Raw genomic sequence first — 22203 nt, forward strand, 5'->3', positions numbered from 1 at the left:
GTGCGGTAGCAGGGCCTCGGGTCAACCGGCGGTGGGGGAAAAGCCTGAGAAAACAAGAAAGGAACGGATATGAGCTTCGCTCCAGACAGTCTTATTTCAAACGGTTCAGGTGGCAGTCCGTCAGGTTCGATGAGCGCGCTAGGAGGCCTTGCCGGATCAATGACTTCCGGCGTCGCCAATCAGCTAGGGCCGCTTGCTGGCCTCGCGGGTCATGTCGACACCGTGCAGCGGGCGGCGCAGCTTGCGCAGACGGGTTTCTCGCTGATGAACAAGCCGCCCTCGGCGGTGGCTGACACGATCAACAATACCGGCACCGCGGGTGCCGCGCCGCTGACCCAGCAGAACCGATACGTCACGCTCGACACACCCCTCGGAACCGATGTTCTGCTGGTGACTGCGGCGATCGTGGACGAACACGTGAACCAGCTGCCGGAAATTCACCTCGATCTGCTGTCCCATACTCAGGATCTGAAGCCCGAGGACCTGATCGGCCAGCAGGTGCATCTCAAGTTCGATCAACAGGCGCGGCAATCGACCGTTGAGCGGATCGTCGCATCCGATAGTGCAGACGAGTTCCGCTACTTCGACGGCTATGTCGCCTCGTTCGATCGAGCGGGCAACCCGGGCCGGGTCACGCAGTACCACATGACGGTGGTGCCGTGGTTCTGGTTTCTGACGCGCTCGACCGACTGCCGCATCTTCCAGAACGAGACCGCGCAGGAGATCCTCTCCGGGATTTTCCAGGAACATGGTTTCTCCGACTTCGTTTTCGATATCCAGACGAGCCAGAATCCGCTCGAGTACGTGGTGATGTACCAGGAGTCGTATTTCAATTTCTGCGCGCGGCTGATGGAGCAGGAAGGACTGATCTGGACTCATCGTTATCAGAAGGACAAGCATCTGCTTGCGATTGGCGACACGAATCTCGTGTTCCAGCCAATTGATGGACTGACGACGGTGCAGTACGCCGATAGCACGTCGAGCGAGTTCAACGGCATCGACCAGTTGCACGAAGGGCGGCGCTTTGGAGTGGGCAAGGTGACGTTCCGCGATTTCAATCATCAGACTCCCTCGTCCCCGCTGATGCTGGTTGAGGCCGAGCCGCAAACGCTCAAACACGCACGGCTCGATTCCACCGAGCGCTTCGAACACCAGTCGCTGTACGACCATAGCGACGACGGTAATCGCTATGCCCGCTACGCCATGCAGGCGGAAGAGGCGAACGCCTATCGCTATACCGGCGGTGGCTATGCATGGCGTATGACGGCCGCGGGCAACGTGACGGTGACGAATCACCCGGTGCAGACAAATAATCAGGAGTACGTGATCCTTCGTGTGCGTCACCAGGCGGTCAACGACTACACGCAACACGCTGCCAAAACGCCGTACCGAAACAGCTTCTCTCTGCTGCCGCAGAAGATAGCCTATCGCCCGCAACGGATCACGCCCAAGCCGCTGATTCAGGGCACTCAGTCGGCGATCGTCGTGGGCCCGAAGGGCGAGCAGATTTATACCAACGGCAGTTGCGTGAAACTGCACTTCCTGTGGGACCGGCGCGGCAAGCTCGATGGTACGGATTCGATGTGGATCCGCATCTCGCAGCCGTGGGCGGGCGATGGCTGGGGCGCGGCGGCGATTCCCCGGATCGGCCAGGAAGTCCTCGTTGCCTTCAATCAGGGTGATGCGGATAACCCCGTGATCGTGGGGCGGGTATACAACGGCGATCAGGGCAACCCCTACCACGGCGCCGCTGGCCAGACGATGGGGATCAAAAGCCAGACGCACAAGGGCGCGGGTTCGAACGAACTGTCGATGAGTGACGTGAACGGTTCGCAACTGCTGTACATGCACGCCCAGAAAGACATGAACACCGTCATCGAAGACAGCGAGACGCACCAGGTGGTCGCTGGATCTCGCACTGTGACCGTTGCGGCGGGAGACGAGACGAAGCAGATCGGTAAAGGCAATCTGACCGAAACGATCGCGCAAAAGCGCAGCACGACCGCGGCCGATGTTCAGGTCTTCACACCCGCAGGCGACGCAGGCGGAGGAACCCAGGTATATGGCGCGGACAAGAGCATTACGCTTGCGGTCGGCGACAGCACGCTCGTTCTCACGCCTGACGGCATTCTCCTGAAGCACGGCAGCTCCACCATTATGCTTAGTGATGCCGGTGTGTCGGTCAACGGTCAGCGTATCGATCTCAACAAATAAATATTGATAGGGTTCCTCATCATGTACTACGCGATCCACGAAGGAACGTTCGTACTGCCCGATGCAGCGCTGGACCGCACGGTCAATATGCTGATGTTGAACCAGGGGCCCGGCGGCTTCAACCTCGTGATCTCGCGCGGCCGCCTGCGCGAGGGCGAGGATCTCGACGCGTTCATCGCGCGGGAGTGGGGGCTTGCGACACGCGAGGCACCGAAGCTCACCGAGCGTTCGCGCGAAGCTGTGACCGTGGGCGGCCGCCCTGGTATCCAGATCGAGGCGACCCAGGAGCAGGACGGCAAGCTCAGGCATCAGTTGCAGAGCGTATTTCCGGCCGATGACAACGGCAGCGTGCTGGTGATGACGCTCACCTGCGCGTCCCCGTTGAGCGAAGAGCAGCGCGCGACGGCCGACCGGATGCTCGACAGTTTCGAGCCGCGCGTGGCGCGGCCAACGCTGGGCGAGCCGCCGGAGGACGCGAAGTGAGTGACGAACAGTACGCCGCCGCGCGCTATCACGATCCGATCCAGCATACGTCGCTGCTGGGCGATCTGCTTGGCATGGGTGGCTCGCTGCTGGGCGGTGCGGCCATCGGGTGGGCGCTTTCGACGTTGGCGGAAGGTGCCGTGGTGGCGGGACTGGCCGCACTGGAAATCGGCTCGGGTGGCCTCGCAACGCCGCTCGTGATTGGGATCGGGATTGGCGTGGCCGCCGTCATGGAAGGAAGCGGTCTGAACGAGAAGATCGACAACGCGGCACATGCGCTGGGTAACGCGATCGCTCCGCCGGAGATCAAAGGCAAGATCACGAGCGGCTCGCTCAATGTCTACGTCAATAATCTGCCGGCTGCCCGCGCGGCAAAGCCGGGCGACATGGACACGATTGAATGCCAGAATCACTCCGGGCCGCAGATGATTGCCCAGGGCTCGGGCAACGTCTATATCAACGATCATCCCGCGTCGCGCGTGGGGGATAAAACCACGTGTGACGCCAGCATTGCGGAAGGTTCGGACAACGTATTCATTGGCGGCGGTACGCAAACGGTGCGCGATATCACCGCGGCGCGCAAATGGGTGGCATGGCTGGGGGCGGCAATCGGGATCGCGCTTGCCCTGTGCGGGCGCGGCAAGATGAATTGGGACGACTTCCTCAAGAGCAAGCTGCCTTGTCTCGCACTCAATATGGGCGCGGCGCTGGTCGGCACCGCGCTGGGTCATTTGATGCGGACCTCTGCTGGTCACCCTGTCAACGTGATCACCGGCGGCAAGATCCTGGACGGCACGCACGACACGGATTTTGTTTTGCCCGGGGCGCTACCGATCGTCTGGCGTCGTTTCTACAGCAGCCACGATGACCGGGCCGACGGTCTGTTCGGACTGGGTTGGAGCGTGCCAGTCAGTGTCGAACTGAAGCTCGGCCGCGACGAAACGGGCCGCATCGAATCGATTACCTACTGGGACGAACAGGGGCGCGACATGGTATTTCCGGCGGTGCCTCCCGGAGAGAGCCATTTCAGCGTGCCAGAAGGCATCTACCTGATCTGCACGGCCGGCGGCCATTACGTCGTCGAGACGGTGGACGGGCTATACCGCGATTTTGGACGAGCTGACACCACCAGCGGCGATTCGCTGAAGCTCTGGCGACTCGAGGATCGCAATGGCAACTGGATCGAGGTTCAGCGGGAAGCGGTGGAGCATGTCAGCCGGCCGGCTCGCGTACTCGACAGTGCCGGTCGAACCCTGAGGTTGACGTATGCGCAGGCGCACCCTCAGCGTCTCGCATCGATAGATCTAAGCCACGGTGTCGAGGGTGAGCCCCCCGAAACGTTGGTGCGTTACACCTATTCCGACGCGGGCGAACTGGAGACGGTGACGGATCGCAGTGGACAGATCGTGCGCCGCTTCGCTTACGACAATGGTCTGATGGTCCGGCAGACCCTGCCGGGCGGACTGCAATCCTTCTATGCATGGCAAGGGACGGGACGAGACGCCAGGGTCGTGCGCCACTGGACCGATGATGGTGAGGAATACGTATTTGATGCGGAGCCCGAACACCGTGAAGTCACGATCACCGATCAGCTCGGACGCGTGACTCGCTGGACCTGGAACGCGGACCGGCAGCCGACCCATTATAAGGACGCGGAAGGCCACAAATGGCAGTTCGAATGGAATGCTCAGCGGCAACTGGTCAGCACGACTGACCCTGCCGGTCACACGACGCGCTTCGAATACGATGAGCGCGGGCGCCAGACGGCCCGAGTCGATGCGCTTGGACGCGTCGAGCGAACCGAATGGAATGGCTTTTACGATCTGCCAGTCTCGGAGATCGATCCGGCGAACGCGCGATGGATCTACCGCTACGACGAGCGCGGCAACCTGACGATGACGCGCGACCCGGCCGGGTTCGCGACGGAATATCACCGCGACGAGAGGGGACTCGTGCACACGATCCGTGATGCACGTGGCGGCTACAAGCATCTCGAGTGGAGCGCTCGTGCACAGCTGACCGCTTATACAGACTGCTCCGGCAAGACGACGCGCTTCGTGTACGACGCGCGGGGGATGCTTGCGCGTGTGATCGATGCCGCCGGCCACGAAACGGTCTACGAGGCCGACCCGATGGGGCGCGTCACGTCGATCGTGACGGCCGATGGTGCCCGTCAAACGTTCCGGTACGACTCGGGTGGACGGTTGATTGAAGTCACCGATCCGAACCAGCGCAGCACCCGCTACGACATCAACGCACGCGGTCTGCTGTTGTCGCGCACGGATGCGGCGGGACGGGTGGTGGGGTTTGGCTACGACGAAGCGTTCCGGCTAGCGTCGCTGACCAACGAGAACCGCGAAAGCTACCGGTTCCGTTATGACCGCCGCGACCAGCTCGTCGAGGAGGTGGGGTTGGACGGCACCAGACGCTCGTACGCTTACGATGTATGCGGATTCGGTGTCGCTGCGCGGGAGGACGTCCTCGAGACGACGTACGAGCGCGACGCGCTTGGGCGGCTCGTGCGCAAGGTGGCCCTGCGCGAGGCCTGCGCTTACTTGTACGACAAGGCGGGCCGGATTGCGTCGGCGGAGCTCTACAGTGTCACGGCAAGGGGGTTGTCGCTGAAGAATCGGGTGAACCTGAAATACGGACCGCGCGGCGAGTTGCTCGAGGAGTACACGCCGACCGGATGGCTCGTACATAGCTATGACGAGTTGGGCAACCGGGTCAACACGACGATATCGGGCGAACGTACGATTGACTGGCTGCACTACGGCTCGGGACATGTCCACCAGGTGCGCGTCGATGACACGACGATCACCGATATCGAACGCGACGATCTGCATCGCGAGGTGCTGCGCACCCAGGGCAGACTGACCAGCGAATTCGGCTATGACAGTGTTGGGCGCCGTGCCCAGCACGCGGCGCTGCGTGGCGCGTCGACCGAAGCGTTACTCGGCAAGCAGTGGCAATACGATGCAGTGGGCGACGTGATGCAGAAGCGGGATATGCGGCACGGCGTCACAAGCTATCGCTACGATCCAACCGGGCGTATCGAGCAGGCGGTCGGGCCGGGGCTGCCGTCGGAAGTGTTCCGTTGGGATGCGGCGGCGAACCTTGTGTCGGGGGATCACCCCGGCGGCTACGTCGAGCACAACCGGCTGCGGATGTTCGAGGACAAGCGCTTCGAATACGATCGCTTCGGGCGTCTGTCGCGCAAGCTGAGTGGGCGTGGTCCGACGAAGGACCAGACATTCGAGTACGACGACTGGCATCAGTTGAAGACGGTGGTGACGAAGGACCGGATCGGTATCGCGACGACGCACTTCGAATACGATGCACTTGGGCGGCGTGTTCGAAAGCTGAACGGCGGGTACGCGAGCACGGATTTTCTGTGGGACGGGATGCGGCTCATTCAGGAGACATATCACGACCGGCAGGGTGAAGAGGCGCTGACGTATCTGTATGAAGATGGCAGCTATGTGCCGCTTGCTCGGATCGATCATCATGCGCCGGCTGCGAATGATAGCGGCACGACGGATGCGGTTTACTATTTTCATAACGATGTTTCTGGAATGCCGGAGGAGTTGACTGACTCGGGCGGTGATTTGATTTGGCAGGCGCGCTATAAGGTCTGGGGTAATGCGGTACAGGAGGAGTGGATCCAGCGTGCTCCGGCGCGGGCAGTGGTGGTGTGGGATGAGGTTCAGGCGGCTGCGGCTGCGCCAGGACATGTTCCGAGACCGCAGAATTTACGGTTCCAGGGACAGTATCTGGATCGTGAGACGGGGCTGCACTACAACACGTTTCGGTTTTATGATCCGGATGTGGGGAGGTTCATCAACCAGGATCCGATCGGGTTGCGGGGTGGGGTGAATTTGTATCAGTATGCGGCCAATCCCTTGGTCTGGATCGATCCTTGGGGCTGGGCGGCCGATAGATTGCCAAGGTCTAATGGCTACTGGGACGGCGAGCCAGGAAATAGCAACTGGTACTCCGACAACCCAAGTGTAAATGCCGTTACCGGTGGTGATCCAGTTCCATTCCAAGGTGGACGACCCGATTTTTCGGCATGGTCCAAGGGCGAGTTGACCTTCCCAGAAGGTGCGCTCGATGGCAGCCGGCAAGACTTCACCAAGGTCTACGAACAGATTGGGCGTGCCAAGGATATAAGTCCAAGCGCTGCGCAGAAGCTTTTGAGAGAGAATGGCCTAACTCCGCACCATTTGAGCCAGACCCAGATACAGCTAATTCCGTCCGATCTACACGGGAATGTTCCCCACACTGGGTCGGCTGCCGATATGAGGAAGACGCGATGCTAGACAAACTTTCGAGGCTTGGGGCTACGCCCGCCAATGTTTCGGCAGAGGTCACCGCCGCCCGGCTGAAATCCTTCGAAACCGTAACCGGAGTGCTCCCGGAAGACTATGCAAACCTATTGCTTCATTTTGGTGGGGACATCGAGTTCAGCGCGATAGTTGCGTTCCGCCCGGACGTGCCGTCTCCATGGACTTCGGGCGACGGAAGGGACACTCTGGAAATGCTGTATGGCTTAGGAAGCAAATATGGCCTGTCGGTCCTGGAAATGTACAACAGGTACAGCACGCGTATTCCGACTGGCTGGATTCCGATCGGCGCGGCACCTGGAGGGAATCAGATATGTTTGTACATCCGGGACCAAGCAAGCGCGCGCGTGAGTTTCTGGGACCATGAAAGTGAGGTGGCGCCAGGGCTATCTCCAGGAAGCGACGGCTTAACGTCGATCGCAGTCTCCCTCCAGGATTTTGTTGATCGGCTTACGCCAGAAAGGCCCTCAACGAACGTACCAAACGACGTCAAAGTAGACTTGCGGTTTTAGTGGCGAGACTTCTCATCGCTGGCGCGTCCGAGTTGCATCACGATCAAAGCGCGTAGTCGGGCGCATCCCGATCGAGTAATCGGCGAACGCTCGCGAGGTGCTGGCGCGCGCTATCCTGCTCGCCGCCCCGCATCTGCCGGTAGGTTTTTGCTGCGATGCCGGGATCGACGATTTTCAGCGGCCTGCCCGTCGAGAGTGCGAGCCGTTGCACTTCGCATGCGCGTTCGAGATAGTAGAGGTCGTCCCACGCTTCGGCGATCGTTGCGCCCACCACCATCACGCCGTGGTTCTTCAGGAATGCGATGTCTGCGTCGCCGATTGCATCGGCGATACGATCGCCTTCCGAACTGTTCAGCGCCAACCCGTTGAAGTTTTCGTCGACAGCTGTGCGGCCATAAAACTTCAACGCCGTTTGTCCTGCCCACAGCAGCGGCGGTCCTTCGAGCATTGCCAGCGCGGTCGCATTCGGCATATGCGTATGAAAGGCGACCTTGATGCGTGGCTGCCGCAGATGCACGCGCGCGTGAATATAGAAAGCGGTGATCTCGGGTACGCCGTCGCCTTGCACGACATTGCCATGCATATCGCAGACCAGCAGTTTCGACGCGGTGATTTCGTCGAACGCGTAACCGTACGGATTGACGAAGAACAGGTCGTCGCGGCCCGGCAGTACGGCAGACAGATGATTGCACACGCCTTCGTGCATGCCGAGTTTTGCCGCCATCCGGAAACACGCCGCGAGATCGATGCGCGCTTCGCGGATCGCCGCCGTGTCGAGTTCGTCGGGTTCGATTTTTGCACGCGCCGAGGCGGGTACTGAAGTGAGGCCATGTGCCATTGCTCTCTACCTCCAAAGTGATAAATGCAGGCTCCGCGAATGCGGGCGGGACGTCAGTGGGCAAATGATGCCATTTTTTCTCCGGGCGTATGAATTCACAGCATGGCATTCAATCCTTCCCGGGGATGCCGGGCAGGGCGTCCGGAGCGCGGTTCCGGACTTTGGTATACAGACGTATGGCAATGTTGTAGTAATGTTTCAGGGTAAGATGGTCGGGCAAGTTTCCCTGCGGCTGCCCCCATTACCCGCCTGAACACCCCTCGTCTTGCGCTGCACACGCGCTGAAAGAGCTAACCCTGAATACCTATGACGTAGTTAGACGTTCGCGAGAGCGTCTTTCAGCGGAGATACAAATGAAAAATGGAAAACCTAAGCGCACCCGGCAAGATGCCGAGCGCCTGTTCGAAGGACTGCCCCAGGCAAGCGTCAGATCGGCGAGCCGGCCCACCAATCCATTCGAAGAAGGCGCGTTCGATGAGGTCGAACGCGTCGACGAAGAAGCCAAACTGTGGAAAGACAATCTGGTTACGTTGCCGCTGGCGATCGAGTTGCCTGCAGGCTATGCGTCCGTGTCCGCCGTGCGTACCGCCATGGAGCGGGCATGGCGGCTGAAGTGGGTGAGGGAGGGCAGGAACGAGGTGGTGACCGACTTTCCAGAAGGGTGGTCGGCCGTGCGCCCCGCAAGCGGACCGATCGAGTTGCGCGATCCGGCCGGCGTAGTCCGAGCCGTGTATGGATGGGCCGAGGATGCCGAGCTGAGGATTTTACCGCGCTATCTGGTGGAGTCGCAGACGAATAGCTCGAGCGGCCTCGGCAGTCTGTTTGTCCGTGATCGTGAGAACGGTCAGATCCTCGAGCGCTCGTCGGTCTGGTCGGCGCAGACCGGCACCAATCATCCGGATTGGGCCAAACTGTCGGCATGGCTTGACAGCAAGTATCCACTGCACCGTGATCCGCTGCGGCTATGGGCCGACTGCGAAGCCAACCGTGCTTAAAAAAGCCGTCCAGCTTGTGGCCGGACGGCATTTCCTCGACATCGCTTCGTTAGTGTCCTGCTGCTGCTTCGATAATGCAGCAGTGCCGATACCGCTTAGAACGTGTGACGGATACCTGCGGTCACCGCGACCTGGTTGTTATTGGCCGAGGCTTCGGACAGACCGTTGATCATCGCGCCGATATTCAGGCCCGATTCGATCACGTGCTGATATTCGCCTTGCACGTACAGCTCAGTGCGCTTGGACAGCAGATACGCGGCCTGAATATCGACCTGATTCCACTTCGGATCCGCGCCGTTCAGGCTGCCGTCGGTGTACGTGTAGTTGCCGGCGAGGGTGATAGCCGGCGTGATGTAGTACACGCCGTTGATTTCATAGTTGTTGAAGCGGGCGCTGCCGCCGTTCAACGCCAACCCGCCGGTTACGCCAGACTGACTCGCGGAAATGCCGAATGCCTGGTTAAGCATGGTCTGCGTAAATACGAAGCCTGCCGTAGCCGGGCCGAAGACGTATTTGACGCCGGCACCCCAGGTGCGCTGGCGGCCTGCGAAGAAGGTATTGTCGCCATCGAGCACGCCGTTGGTGTTCGTAATGACAGCCGAGGTAACGTCGTTGTTGATCTGCAGGTAGCCGGCTGCGACTGTCAGGCCGAGATAGTTATACGACGCACCAAAGCTGTACGCGCGGTTATTCGAAAACTCACCCGCTTCGTTCGAGAAGCCGTACAAACCTTCGAACTTGAGGCCGTTGTAATTGGCGCTCTGATACTTGATCGAGTTGTCGATACGGAAATCGTTGTCGAGGTTATCGTTGTCGAACGGGTGCGCGAAGTACGTGCCGCCGTATTGCGTGCCGGTCAACGCCAACGGGCCGAGGTAATCGACCACGCTGTCGTACTGGCGGCCGAGGGTGACCGAGCCATACTGGTTATCGGACAGGCCGACGAACGCCTGACGGCCAAACAGACGGCCGTTCTGGCGAAGCGCGCCGGTGGAGACATTGAAACCGTTTTCCAACGTGAAGATAGCCTTCAGACCGCCGCCCAGGTCCTCCGACCCACGCAGACCCCAACGGCTCGTATTGATGGCACCGTCGGTTTCCTGCACGTTGCTGTGGCCACCCTGATTGTTCGTGTAGGTGATACCCGCGTCAATCAGGCCATACAGCGTAACGCTGGTCTGAGCATGTGCAGCAGTCGCAAAAGCGCCCGTCAGGGCAGCTAACATTACGGCCTTTCTCATTTCTTAGCTCCGGGAACAGAATACTGAATTGTTTATATATAGAGCCCGCTTTCCAGCAACGGCTTCGCGCACTCGCAGGCAAAGCAAGTCCACCGACGTGCAACTCGTGCAACGCGCGCGCTCGTTTGGGGGCATGTGAAGTGTAGAGAGGGGCTTGTTGAGCGAATCCGCGAATTTGCGCAATTCTGATTTTGACGGCCGGCAACGATACGAGCTGCGCGCGCCGCTAAGCCGTGATGGCAAAGGGATTCGGCATTTTGCAAAAAATCTGCGGAGGGTGAGCGGATGAGTGGCTCGACCGTTGTATGTGGTCGCAGCGAGAGCAAAAATGATGCGCAAATACAACGACAACAACGGGAGTCTGAAGGCGCGTGTGTGCGTGCGCCTCGACTGCGCGCTGCACATAACAGGAGGCGGTGTAGCGTGTTTTACGTCCGCGATGGCTGCGGGATGGACGAACCGAACTCCGACGCCGCGAGAAGTTCTGGGCCGCCGAGCATGCTGTGGAGCATCGGATTGAAATGCCCGATCAGATGATGAATGAACGTGCGCGTCCTGGCCGAGAAATAACGGCGGCTTGGGTAGGCGACGCTGACCTCGATCTGTGGCAGATGGTAATCGGTGAGTAGCGGTACGAGCCTGCCACGCATGATGTCCTGCTCGATCAGATAGCTGGGCAGCACCGCGATGCCCATCCCGACCAGCGCGAACTGCCGCAACATCTCGGTGTTGTTCGCGACAATCGCGTTAGTGGGGCTCACTCTCACCTCGCCGGCCCTGCCTGTAAACGCCCACTCTTCGCCCCAATAATCGGTAGAGAGCGAGAGGCACGGATACTCGAGCAGATGCTCGGGATGCGTCGGCGTGCCGTGCCTTTGAAGATACTCGGGCGGCGCGCAGACGGTCATGAAAGCGGTCGTCAACGGCCGCACGACGACGCCAGCGTTACCCGTCTGCCGCGCGACCACGATGCCTGCATCGAAACCGCGTTCAACCAGATCGACGGGGCGGTCCACCAGCGTGATATCCGGCGTGACCCGTGGGTAGCGTGCCGTATAGCCTTGTAGCACAGGCGCAAGCTTGTGCAGGCCGAATACCATCGGCGCCACGATACGCAGGGTCCCAGCAGGTTCGAGGTTGCGCGATGCGACCATCTGCTCGATATCGTCGAGTTCCTCGAGAATCTGCCGTACACGCAGGAGATAGGCGTGACCGGACTCGGTTGGAGACAGGCTGCGGGTGGTGCGATTGAGCAATCGCGTTCCCAGACGGTCTTCGAGATCGGCGACGTGGCGTGTCGCTACTGCATTGGAGATCCTCAACGCGCTGGCGGCGCGGGCGAAGCCGCCAAGATCTGCCACCTTGACGAAGATTCGCATCGAATCCAGATGATCCACAGGACAACTCCTACCGCTGGCGAAACCCGGCGAACGAAATGAGCCGCACCGTCGCGGCGCGGCATGGCTCGCATCAACTATTCTTCAAACTGGCAGATTGTATGGGGTCGTCAATGACGATACTCTGACATCGACATGGCGGCGCCGTCAGCTTTGCAAACGGGGAGAGCTCATATCACCATCGCACGCTCTCGTGGTAGTACTCGTCCTGTTCGGATACGGCCTCGTCTCGCGCGACCGGTTGAGGAAGCGATGTTGTGTTCAACGTTCGCACGGGGTTTGCAACCTCGATGATGGCCGGTGTGGGGCAATGCCGATCGATCCATTTGCGCGCCCAATCGATCGCGTAGTGCTGCGCGTCCTCGGCGTTGGCCAGGCGCGGGCCGACCAGACCCGAGCGCGCGACGCGCCGCCCGTTCTTCACGATTTCCGCCCAGCCGCGAAACGAGGCTTCCTCAAGCCGGTCGACAGCGGCATAGATGACGTAACCTCGTGGGTCGCTGACCTGTGCGCCGTGTGAATGCAGGCCCATCCATTGCGAGTATTCCGTGCGTGGCAGTCGCGGCTTCTGGCGCGCCGGTTGCGCAGCCACGCTGGATTCGTTCGCCGGAACATTTTGGCGTCCTGATAGCTGACGTGTGATCTCGGAGAACGGGGTCGCCGCGCATGCCCTGTCCACGACGCCAGACGAAGTTTGCCAGGCATCCGCGCTTTTCCATAGCACCTGGGGTCCGCCGTCCTCGCGAAGAAAGCGCGGCGGGTGCGGTAACGCGCGCACAATCTCATTGGACGACGGCGTGGGGACATAGGTGAACGTTCGCCCATGTTTCGACAGCAAAGTTACCATCGCGAGGAGCGTGCCGTTCAAACGCCACTCTTCGAACCGGCACCGGCATGTCGGGCCGGACGGATAACCGCAGGGAAGGCGCGACCACGACTCACCGGTAGTCATTACCCACAGAACAGCATTGACCACGACGCGCAGTTTTGCACGAGGCCGTCCGCGACGGGGCGGGTGCTCGGCACTCTGGTCGGAAATCATGGGCTGCAGGAGTGCCCACTCGTCATTGCTTAGCTCATCGAAATACATGTGCTTCTCCACGTCGCCATAGCTGCTTTGCAGCTGGAGCGTCACGAATGCGTGATCGACGATTCGTGCTGGGTCCAAGGGTTGCACACTGATCGTAAGCGCCAGACCTTTTTGGTCCAAGTCGGGCAATACGAAGAATTTCCCGGCATTTATGCCGATTTTGATGTCAGGAAATTCCTAATGCAGCCTGTCTGCGGAGCAGTCGGCCTGCGGCCATGGCGTCCACGCCAGCCGGGGATTCGACTGTCGATTGATCTGACAATAACGCTTCGAGCCGTGCCGTCGTGCCAGCAGCAAACCAGGCGAGGCACGACGAAGGCGTCAGCCGTGGCCCGTGGACTATGGCGCGAATATTGGCGGCATTCCGGCAAACCGTAAAATGGGCGGAGTGGAGTCATATTTAAGGGGAGCATGTCCGTAGTACATTACGGGGCTTATAAAGGTGAGACGCCGTGGACCGACCCGTCAAACGTAGAGCAGCGCTACTCGCGTTGGCGAACGCCAGCCTGCTATGCATGGCCGGTCCCGCTTTCGCATCCGGCCCGGCGCCCCGCGTGGTCTTTCTCAATCCTGGCGAAGCCGTCGAACGCGGCACCGGACAGCAGTGGCAACTCGTTTCCCGCTTCATGCGGGTGGCCGCCAAAACCTTCGGTATGCAGCTGGAGGTCCTGTACGCCGAACGCGATCACCTGTTGATGGTGCGTCAGGCGAGAGAGGTCGCAGCGCGCGCCGACGCCCCCGACTATGTGGTCATCGTCAACGAGAAGATGGCCGCCGCTCAGATGCTGACCGCGCTGGCAGGTTCGCGAGCCAAGGTCCTGCTGATCCACAATGACCTCACTCCGGGCCAGCGCCGGGCGATCGGCAATGAACGGGAAGACATCGCCAACTGGATCGGCACAGCGACGGCGAACGCAGCGCAAGCGGGTTATCGCCTGATGCAATACCTTTATCAGCGCGTGAGTCCGGCCGGCGCGCAGGTGATCGGCATCACGGGGGATCCCAACACGCCGGTGTCGCTCGAGCGTGCCCAGGGCGTCGATGCGTTCCTGTCCCGCGAGCAGGACGCGCACACCTGCCAACTGGTGTTCGGCGACTGGAGCTATGCCGATAGCGCGCAAAAAGCCCGCGTATTGCTGGCGCGCTATCCGCAGGCCAACCTGATCTGGGCCGCCAACGACGCGATGGCGCTCGGCGCCATGAGCGCAGTCACAGAGCGGCATGCGCATGTTCTGGTGGGCGGCATGGGGGCGTTGCAGGAAGCCTTGCAGAGTATCGTCGACGGCGGGCTGGCCGCGATGGTGGCAGGCGACTATTTCATCGGGGCATGGGCGATGGTGTTGCTCTACGACTATCATCACGGCAAGGACTTTGCCGCGTCCGGAGGCGTGCGCCAGAAGCTCGACTTCCTGCGCGTGATCCACCGCGCGAACGCTGCGCAATACTATGACGCCGTGTTCGCTCATGGACAGTCGCTGAACTTCGGCGTGTACTCGAAGTGCCTCTACCCAAGCCCGGGTCCTTACGACTTCGGCCTGCAACGGCTCCTGACTACCGTCCCGACACTCTCGTGATGCACCTTTCTCCGCGCCATGCGCTGCATTCGCTGGGCCTGCACGCCAAGCTGATGCTCGCGCTTGCGGTTCTCGTCGCGATCGTCGCGGGCAGCTCGGCTTATGTCGTGGCCCAGCACGAACGGGACCGGCGCGAAAGCGCACTGGAACAACGTGCCTCGCGGGTTGCGGATCTGCTTAGCCGTTCGCTGGCGCAGCCGCTGTGGAATGTCGACCGCGCGGCTATCGACGAGCAGCTTCAGGCGCTTGCGCCCAACCCCGAGCTCGTCGAATACACCGTCACGGCGACGAATTACGGTGTCGTGTCCACGGTGAAGGGGCCGTCGGCGAACGAACGCGCCGATACCGTGGTACGGGTCCGGCCAATCGAGTTCACCCCGCCTGGCGATGCGCCGCGCGAGCAGATCGGCGAAGTGCGGCTGGTCTACACGCGAGCGTTGGCCGAGCAGGCCATCGGCGCGGCGCGCCGGTCGATCCTCTGGACGGTGGCGGCCATCGTCGCCGCGCTCTATATCGTCACGTTCGTGCTGCTCAAGCGCATGGTACGCGGGCCGATCAATCGTCTCGAAGAGATGGTCGATCGCATCGCCGGCGGCGACCTGCTGGCGCGCTGCGTGGTGGAATCCGGCGACGAGCTGGGGCGGCTCGCCACACGGGTGAACTCGATGGCGGAACGGCTGCGCCAGTCCACCACCTTGCTGCGCGAAAACGAGCGCAAGTACCGCAGCATTGTCGAAAATGCGCTTGAGGGCATCTTCCTGCTCGAGCGCAGCGGCAGGCTCACCGAAGCTAACCCCGCCATGGCGCAGCTGCTCGGCTACCGCAGCCCGAACGAACTGATGGCGGCAGGCGCGGCCGCCTTGTACGGACTGCCGTTCGATGCAGCGCAAATTCGCACGCTGTTCGAGGTGCTGCGCGCCGAGGGTGAGATCGTCGGCTTCGAACTGCGCCTGATGCGTCTGGATGGTGTCCCGATCTGGGTAGAACTGAATGCGCGCGGTGTCAGCGTCGAGGGGAGCGAGCCGGCCGTTCTGGAGGGCTTGATGAGCGATGTGACGGCCCGCAGGCACGTCGTCGAAAACCTGCAGCAGCATCGCGACCAGCTTGAGCGCGAAGTGGCCGAGCGCAAGCGGACCGAGGCTGAACTGCGGGTGTCGCGCGAGCGCTTGCGGCAGCTTTCCGCGCATCTGGAAGCGATCCGCGAGGAAGAGCGCAAGCGTATTGCCATGGAGATTCACGACGATCTCGGTCAGTTGCTCACGGCTTTGAAAATGGATGTATCGCTGCTGCGGATGCATCTCGCGGACGATTCAGCTGCCCTTCGCAAGGCTGATGGCATGCGCGAGCTGGTCGAAAAAACCATCGGCATTGTGCGCAGTGTGGCAAGCCATCTGCGTCCTGCCGCGCTCAATTTCGGTCTCGCCTCGGCGCTGGAGTGGCTGGCCCACGACTTCACGCGCTATGCGCAGATTCCTTGCCACTTCCACCTTGAGGGCCCGGAACCACATCTTCCGGATCCCTCTGCGACGGCCATCTTTCGCATCGTGCAGGAGTCCTTGACCAACGTTGCCCGTCACGCGAAGGCCTCGCGCGTCGACGTGACGCTGCGCAACGTCGACAGCGCGATCGAACTGACGATACGTGACGACGGGCAAGGTTTCGACGTCGCGGCTGCTCGCGAGGGTTATTCATACGGGTTGCTGGGCATGACCGAACGGGCCCGCCTGATCGACGCCGAGCTGCATGTCGAAAGCACGGCCTCAGCTGGCTGTGTGATTCGCCTCTACGTGGGGGAGAAAACCGTCGTTCCGTCTGGCTGAGGGGCCTCGAGCGGGGACAACACGCTCGGAGCCGGGGTGATCTAAAAAACAGATCACGATATTATGTCGTGACTTCCTTGGCTCGCGCGGTGTGCTTAGGATCGCTCCGAGTGGTCGATGTTTCGCAACTCAACCAGACCGATACCCAAAACGCGGAGACCCGATGTTCCGGCTCAACCCCTTCCCGCAAGCGTGCGTGCCCGATGCGTCGCCAGACCCCGATCTCACGCCTGCCTGCCGTGGGCAGATCTTCGCGGAGTGCCGTTTGTGACCGATCGCGGGATGCGTTTCTGCCGCTGTCTGCTCCAGACAGCCGTGCTGCTGGCGAGCTGTGTCATAACTTCATTTGCTTCGGCGTCTTCGTCGTCTACTGACACTGCGTCGAGCGAGGCGGTGGCCCAGCCGTCAGGCCAGGCGGCCACGCACGAGATCCGGGTGGCCGAAGGCGAGGACACACCCACCTCGATGCCCGGCAACGTGGCGCGCAACACTGCCACCGACAATATTCTCGGCAACGTCGTCGAATCGCTGGTCGCACTGCGTGCCGATCTGAGCGTGGCGCCGATGCTCGCGGACAGCTGGGACATTTCGCCGGACGGCAAGAGCTACACGTTTCATCTGCGGCATGGCGTGCTGTTTCATAACGGCGCGCCGGTGACCTCCGCCGAGGTCAAATGGAGTTTCGGGTTCCTGATGAAACGCAGTTCGGGCTTCGAGTGCCGCAGCGTGTTCGACGGCGGCCGGGGCGTGAAAGTCGTGGCGGTGACGGCTCCCGATCCCGAGACCGTCGTGTTCGAACTGGACCGACCCTACGCGCTCTTCCTGAAGCAGATGGTCGACCCGCGCTGTCCGTTGGCGGTGCTGCATCCGTCTAGCGTCGACAGTGACGGCAAATGGTTGAAGCCGGTTGCCACCGGCCCCTATGTCTTCGCCGACTGGAAGCACGGCCAGTACGTGCTGCTCAAGCGGTTCCCGCAATACCGCCCGCGTACCGAGCCATCCAGCGGAGGCGCGGGCGCCAAGATCGCATACGCGGACGTGCGTTTCGTCGTGATTCCCGATGAGGCCGCGCAGAAGTCCGCGCTGGCCGCCGGTCAGATCGACGCCATGACGATCGACGAAAACAATCTGTTGCCGCCCGATCCGCGCTGGCATCTCGTCGAAGGGCCGAGCGCCGATCCTGCCGTGCTGTTGATGCAGAACCGCGACCCGTTGCTCGCGGATGTGCGTATGCGTCGCGCCATTGCCCTCGCGCTCGATCTGCCCGGCATCGTCAATGCGGTCACGGATGGGCACGGGCACTACAACCCGTCGCTGATTCCCGATGCCAACAAACTGTACTCGACGATCGACGCGACCGGTTATACGAAGAACCTGCCGGAGGTCAAACGTCTGCTGGCGCAGGCGGGCTACCACGGTCAGACGCTGAAGCTGGAGACCAGCCGTCGCTTCGAACATATGTACACGCTGGCGGTTTACGTGCAGTCGCTGCTGACGAAGGCGGGAATTCGCACCGAGCTCGATGTCGTCGAATGGAGCAAGCAGGTCAGCGACTTCCGCTCGGGCCGGTTTCAGCTGATGTCCTTCGCCTATTCCGCACGCATTGATCCCGCGCTGATGTTCGGCGATGTGCTCGGCGACAAGTCGAAGACGCCGATGGCGCAGTGGGAGAACCCCGCCGCTCTGGCGCCGCTGCACAGTCTGCAAGGCGTCAGCGACGAAACGGCGCGCAAGCAGGCCTTCGACCGTCTGCACCAGATGATGATTGCCGACGTACCGCTGCTCGGCATGTACAACACACCCGATCTGATTCTGGTCAGCAGCCGTCTGCACGGTTTGACGTCGTGGCCGATGCGGCGCATGCGCTTTTACAACGTGAGCAAGGACTAGATAACGCGATGCTCTCCTACATGATCAAACGCATCGCCATGGCGGTGCCGACCGTGCTGATCGTGACGCTGCTCGTGTTCGGCATGATGCGGGCGATTCCCGGCGATCCGGCTTCGCTGATGCTCGGCGATGTCAACGATCCGGCGCTGCTCGCGCAACTGCGTCATCAGTTTGGGCTGGATCGTTCGGTGCCCGAACAGTTCGTGTTGTGGGTGACGCATCTGGCGCATGGCGACCTGGGTATGTCGATCGTGCGGCACCAACCTGTGGCTGACCTGATCCGCACCACCTTCCCGGTGACCGCCGAGATCGTGCTGTCCGCCACGCTCCTCGCCAGCCTGATTGCTATTCCCGCGGGACTGTTTGCTGCGTGGTCGCAAAACCGCCGGGCCGATCCGGCGATCGTGCTGACCAGCATCCTGCTCGTGTCGCTGCCAAGCTTCTGGGTGGGCATCCTGCTGATGTGGCTGTTCGGTGTGAAGCTGCAATGGCTGCCTACGTTTGGCTTCGAATCGTTTAGCGAGGTGGGGTGGGGTACGGTGCGCTATCTGGTGCTGCCGGTGATCGCGGTGGCGCTCGGCGAAATCGCCGTGCTGACGCGGATGATGCGGGCGAGCAGTCTCGAAGTGCTGCGGCTCGAATACATCTCGCATGCGCGTGCGAAGGGCTTGTCGGAGCCACGCGTGCTGTTGCGGCATGCGTTGCCGAATGCGTTCGGTCCCGCGCTGACGGTAGTCGGGCTGATTCTCGGCCATCTGCTGGCGGGAGGAGCGGTGATCGAAACGGTGTTCACGCTGCCGGGCATGGGACGCCTGCTGGTCGAGAGCATCTATGCGCGTGATTACCCGGTAGTGCAGGCCTGCCTGCTGGTAATTGCGTTGCTGTATGTGCTCGTCAATCTGGTTGTCGATCTGCTGTATCCGGTTTTCGATCCACGGATGAAGCTTTAAATGAAACTGCGCTCCTTCAAACGCTTCAATCTGACGATCGGCGCAGTGCTGGTCGGGCTGCTGGTCGTGACCGCTCTGCTCGGTCTTGTCTACACGCCCTATGATCCGACGGATGTCGATCTGGTCACGCGCTATGCGGCGCCCGGCATCCACCATTGGCTCGGTACGGATGAGTTCGGCCGCGATGTGCTCTCGCGCATCATGGCCGGCGCAGCGGTCAGCCTGACCGTCAGCATCGGCTCGGTGCTGTTCGCTCTCGCGCTCGGGACCGCACTGGGCACCGTGTCCGGTTATGTAGGAGGCTGGCTGGATCGTCTGGTGCTCGTGCTGGTCGATGCGCTGATGGCGTTTCCTGGCCTGCTGCTGGCGCTCGGCATCATGACCGTGCTTGGGCCCTCCAAATGGTCGGTGGTGCTGGCGCTCGGCCTTGCGTACACGCCCTCGGTGACACGGCTCGCCCGCGGCGGCACGCTGTCGTTGCGCAGCCGCGATTTCGTGGTCGCTTCGCAAGCGATGGGCAACGGCGGTGTGTGGACACTCTGCCGTCATGTGCTGCCGAACTGTGTCGCCCCCTTGCTGATTTTCTCGACTTCGCTATTCGGGTCCGCGTTGCTGGCCGAAAGCGCGCTGAGCTTTCTGGGACTCGGCGTACCGCCGCCCGCGCCGACCTGGGGCGGCATGCTCGCCGATAGCCGCAACGCCATCGACCGCGCAATCTGGCTGGCGATTTTCCCCGGCATATCGATTTCGCTCGCGCTGCTCGGCATTAACATGCTGGGCGACGCGGTACGCGACCTGCTCGATCCGCGCATGAACGGAGGAGCCAAATGACGACGCGCCACTCTGCCTCTGCGATGGAGTTCCTGGCGGCTTCCGGTTCGGTGCGGGCAGCCGCGGGATCGGCTCATCAACCGCTCCTCAGCGTGCACGATCTGACGCTGGGATTTCGTGGTCCTGACGATAAGGCGAAGCCGGTCGTGCACGGCGTCAGCTTTGATCTCGATGCGGGCCGTTCGCTGGCTGTGGTCGGGGAGTCCGGCAGCGGCAAGACGCTGATCGGCAAGACCTTGCTCGGCCTGCTGCCGGATGCCGCGCAGATCATGGGGGGCCACGTGAGTTTCGCGGGTCAGCCGCTGCTTGAACAGACGCCGGCCCAGTGGCGAAGCACGCGCGGTATCGGTATCGGCATGGTGTTTCAGGAGCCGATGGTCTCGCTGAATCCGGCGTTCCGGATCGGCGAGCAGTTGACCGAGGCGCTCGTGCGCCGCCGCAACGTGCCGCGCGCGCAAGCGTGGACGCAGGCCGTCGCCATGCTCGAACGCGTGCGCGTGCGCGATCCGCAAGGCTGCATGAAGCGTTATCCGCATGAGTTCTCGGGCGGGATGCGCCAGCGCATCATGCTGGCTGCTGTGATGTTGCTGCGTCCCAAACTGCTGATCGCGGACGAACCGACCACAGCGCTCGACTGCGTGGTCCAGAAGGAAGTCCTCGATCTGATGACGGAGTTGACCCGCGAGGAAGGCACCGCGCTGATCTTCATCAGCCACAATCTTGCGCTGGTGGCGGCTTACACGGAGCAGGTGCTGGTTATGCGTGCGGGTGTCGCCGTCGAAACCGGGCCGGCCGACCAGGTATTATCGCGACCGTCGCACGATTACACGCTGGCCTTGCTCGATGCGTTGCCGCGACGTTTGCCCCCCGTTGACGTGGCGTTGCGCGATTCCGCGCTTGCTGAAACCGCGCCGGCTGCTGCTGCGGCTCCTGCACCCATCCTCGAAGTGCGCGACGTCGCTATCGACTATTCGACCGTGCGCAGCGGCTTCGCGGCCTGGTTTGGCGGCAAGCGTAGCGTGCGGGCCGTCCATCGCACCTCCTTCAGCGTTGGGCCCGGCGAGACGCTGGCGATCGTCGGCGAGTCGGGCAGCGGCAAGACGAGTCTCACCAAGGCCGTGCTCGGCCTGGTCACACCGGCAGAGGGTGATGTGCTGCTGAACGGCGAGCAGTTTCTCGACGCCGGCGCAAAGCGTCTGCAGGCTGCGCGTCGGGCGATCCAGATTGTCTTTCAGGATCCCTATTCGTCTCTCGATCCGCGCATGCGGGTCGGCTCGCTGGTGGCTGAAGGATTAAGGGCCGACCCTAGTCTCGATGCAGCGCAACGTGCAGAGCGTGTCGCTACCGCGCTGGCGGATGTGGGTCTCTCCGATCATGCGCGGCGCTTCGTGCACGAGTTGTCCGGGGGACAGCGTCAGCGCGTGGCGATTGCACGGGCGCTTGCGAGCCGTCCCGCAGTCATCATTGCCGACGAACCTGTTTCGGCGCTCGACGTCACCGTGCAGAAGCAGGTGCTCGATATGCTCGTCGCGCTACAGGCACGGTACGGCTTCGCCTGTTTGCTGATTTCGCATGACCTCGGTGTGGTCGAACAGATCGCCGACCGCGTGCTGGTGATGCTGCGCGGACATCTGGTCGAGGAAGGCACGCGTGACGCGGTCTTCGACGACCCCTGCCATCCGTACACGCGCCGCCTGCTGCAAGCCGTGCCTGAGTTGCGCGGCAACCGCACGGATGGCTTCAAGGTGCTGTCGCGCGAGGTGCCTGCGCCGCGTCTTGCCGACGATCGCTATTTCGATCCCGACAGGCCGGAGAAAGGCGCGCCGCTTCTCACTCAGGTGGGGCAAGGTAATGCAGGGCATCGAGTCGCGCTATACGCGGGCACCTGAACGCAGCGCTAGGCGTTGCGAAATGAACGAGGCAAAGCAACGAAGCAAAAGCGGCACAAAACAACGTGCCAGCCAACGCGACAAAAAGAGGTGCCCAGCGGCACCTCTTTCGAGAAAGTAGCTTGAATGAAGC

General features: G+C 61.7%; 14 protein-coding genes and 1 pseudogene. 11 read left to right on the forward strand and 4 right to left on the reverse strand.

What is annotated here, in order from left to right:
• Nucleotides 1–69 precede the first annotated feature (69 nt).
• Genes P3T20_RS26580 through P3T20_RS26595 form a run of 4 tightly spaced genes read left to right on the forward strand, consistent with a single transcriptional unit; the run spans nucleotide 70 to nucleotide 7555 of the window.
• The gene (locus P3T20_RS26580; RefSeq protein WP_074264092.1) at nucleotides 70–2214 is read left to right on the forward strand and encodes a type VI secretion system Vgr family protein; all 2145 of its coding nucleotides are present in this window, start codon (nucleotides 70–72) and stop codon (nucleotides 2212–2214) included.
• A gap of 21 nt (nucleotides 2215–2235) precedes the next feature.
• Complete coding sequence (locus tag P3T20_RS26585; protein WP_074264093.1) at nucleotides 2236–2697, forward strand: DcrB-related protein; 462 nt, start codon at nucleotides 2236–2238, stop codon at nucleotides 2695–2697.
• Nucleotides 2694–7019: an RHS repeat-associated core domain-containing protein gene (locus P3T20_RS26590; protein ID WP_254368802.1), complete on the forward strand. Its 4326-nt coding sequence runs from the start codon at nucleotides 2694–2696 to the stop codon at nucleotides 7017–7019. The genes P3T20_RS26585 and P3T20_RS26590 overlap by 4 nt, the downstream gene beginning before the upstream one ends.
• Complete coding sequence (locus P3T20_RS26595; protein ID WP_074264094.1) at nucleotides 7013–7555, forward strand: SMI1/KNR4 family protein; 543 nt, start codon at nucleotides 7013–7015, stop codon at nucleotides 7553–7555. The genes P3T20_RS26590 and P3T20_RS26595 overlap by 7 nt, the downstream gene beginning before the upstream one ends.
• A 43-nt stretch (nucleotides 7556–7598) precedes the next feature.
• Here the strand turns inward: P3T20_RS26595 and P3T20_RS26600 are convergent, their stop codons facing one another.
• A complete protein-coding gene (locus P3T20_RS26600; protein ID WP_074264095.1) occupies nucleotides 7599–8393 on the reverse strand; it encodes an aldolase in 795 nt (264 codons plus the stop codon).
• Nucleotides 8394–8746: 353 nt separating this feature from the next.
• On the opposite strand from P3T20_RS26600, the gene P3T20_RS26605 reads away from it, so the two are divergent.
• Nucleotides 8747–9388, forward strand: a complete 642-nt coding sequence (locus P3T20_RS26605; protein ID WP_074264096.1) for a hypothetical protein — start codon at nucleotides 8747–8749, stop codon at nucleotides 9386–9388.
• A 95-nt stretch (nucleotides 9389–9483) separates the two neighbouring features.
• Here P3T20_RS26605 and P3T20_RS26610 read toward each other — a convergent pair whose 3' ends face one another.
• The 3 genes and pseudogenes from P3T20_RS26610 to P3T20_RS26620 all read right to left on the reverse strand — a co-directional run bounded on the left by P3T20_RS26610 (nucleotide 9484) and on the right by P3T20_RS26620 (nucleotide 13194).
• Nucleotides 9484–10629, reverse strand: a complete 1146-nt coding sequence (locus tag P3T20_RS26610) for a porin (protein ID WP_074264097.1) — start codon at nucleotides 10627–10629, stop codon at nucleotides 9484–9486.
• Between the two features lie 491 nt (nucleotides 10630–11120).
• Nucleotides 11121–12026: pseudogene (locus P3T20_RS26615) on the reverse strand (LysR family transcriptional regulator); the annotation flags it as partial.
• A 175-nt stretch (nucleotides 12027–12201) separates the two neighbouring features.
• Entirely contained in the window at nucleotides 12202–13194 is a 993-nt protein-coding gene (locus tag P3T20_RS26620; RefSeq protein ID WP_143787486.1) for a transposase, read from the reverse strand.
• A 374-nt stretch (nucleotides 13195–13568) separates the two neighbouring features.
• Between P3T20_RS26620 and P3T20_RS26625 the strand changes: the two genes are divergently transcribed.
• The 6 genes from P3T20_RS26625 (at nucleotide 13569) to P3T20_RS26650 (ending at nucleotide 22070) form a co-directional block, all read left to right on the forward strand.
• Complete coding sequence (locus P3T20_RS26625; RefSeq protein WP_254368803.1) at nucleotides 13569–14690, forward strand: ABC transporter substrate-binding protein; 1122 nt, start codon at nucleotides 13569–13571, stop codon at nucleotides 14688–14690.
• On the forward strand, nucleotides 14690–16510 hold the full coding sequence (locus P3T20_RS26630; protein WP_429288329.1) for a PAS domain S-box protein: 1821 nt from the start codon (nucleotides 14690–14692) through the stop codon (nucleotides 16508–16510). The genes P3T20_RS26625 and P3T20_RS26630 overlap by 1 nt, the downstream gene beginning before the upstream one ends.
• A gap of 393 nt (nucleotides 16511–16903) precedes the next feature.
• Nucleotides 16904–18400, forward strand: coding sequence for an ABC transporter substrate-binding protein (locus tag P3T20_RS26635; protein WP_429288297.1), 1497 nt, complete (start codon nucleotides 16904–16906; stop codon nucleotides 18398–18400).
• An 8-nt stretch (nucleotides 18401–18408) separates the two neighbouring features.
• Nucleotides 18409–19350 carry an ABC transporter permease gene (locus tag P3T20_RS26640; RefSeq protein WP_429288298.1) on the forward strand — a complete coding sequence of 314 codons (942 nt, stop codon included), beginning with the start codon at nucleotides 18409–18411 and terminating at the stop codon, nucleotides 19348–19350.
• Nucleotides 19351–20181 carry an ABC transporter permease gene (locus P3T20_RS26645; protein ID WP_429288299.1) on the forward strand — a complete coding sequence of 277 codons (831 nt, stop codon included), beginning with the start codon at nucleotides 19351–19353 and terminating at the stop codon, nucleotides 20179–20181. It begins immediately after the preceding gene.
• Entirely contained in the window at nucleotides 20178–22070 is a 1893-nt protein-coding gene (locus P3T20_RS26650) for a dipeptide ABC transporter ATP-binding protein (RefSeq protein ID WP_429288300.1), read from the forward strand. Before P3T20_RS26645 ends, P3T20_RS26650 begins: the two co-directional genes overlap by 4 nt.
• The last annotated feature ends 133 nt before the right edge of the window (nucleotides 22071–22203 follow it).

Origin of the sequence: Paraburkholderia sp. GAS206C, assembly GCF_050435645.1 — a bacterium.
GTDB lineage: Bacteria > Pseudomonadota > Gammaproteobacteria > Burkholderiales > Burkholderiaceae > Paraburkholderia > Paraburkholderia phenazinium_B.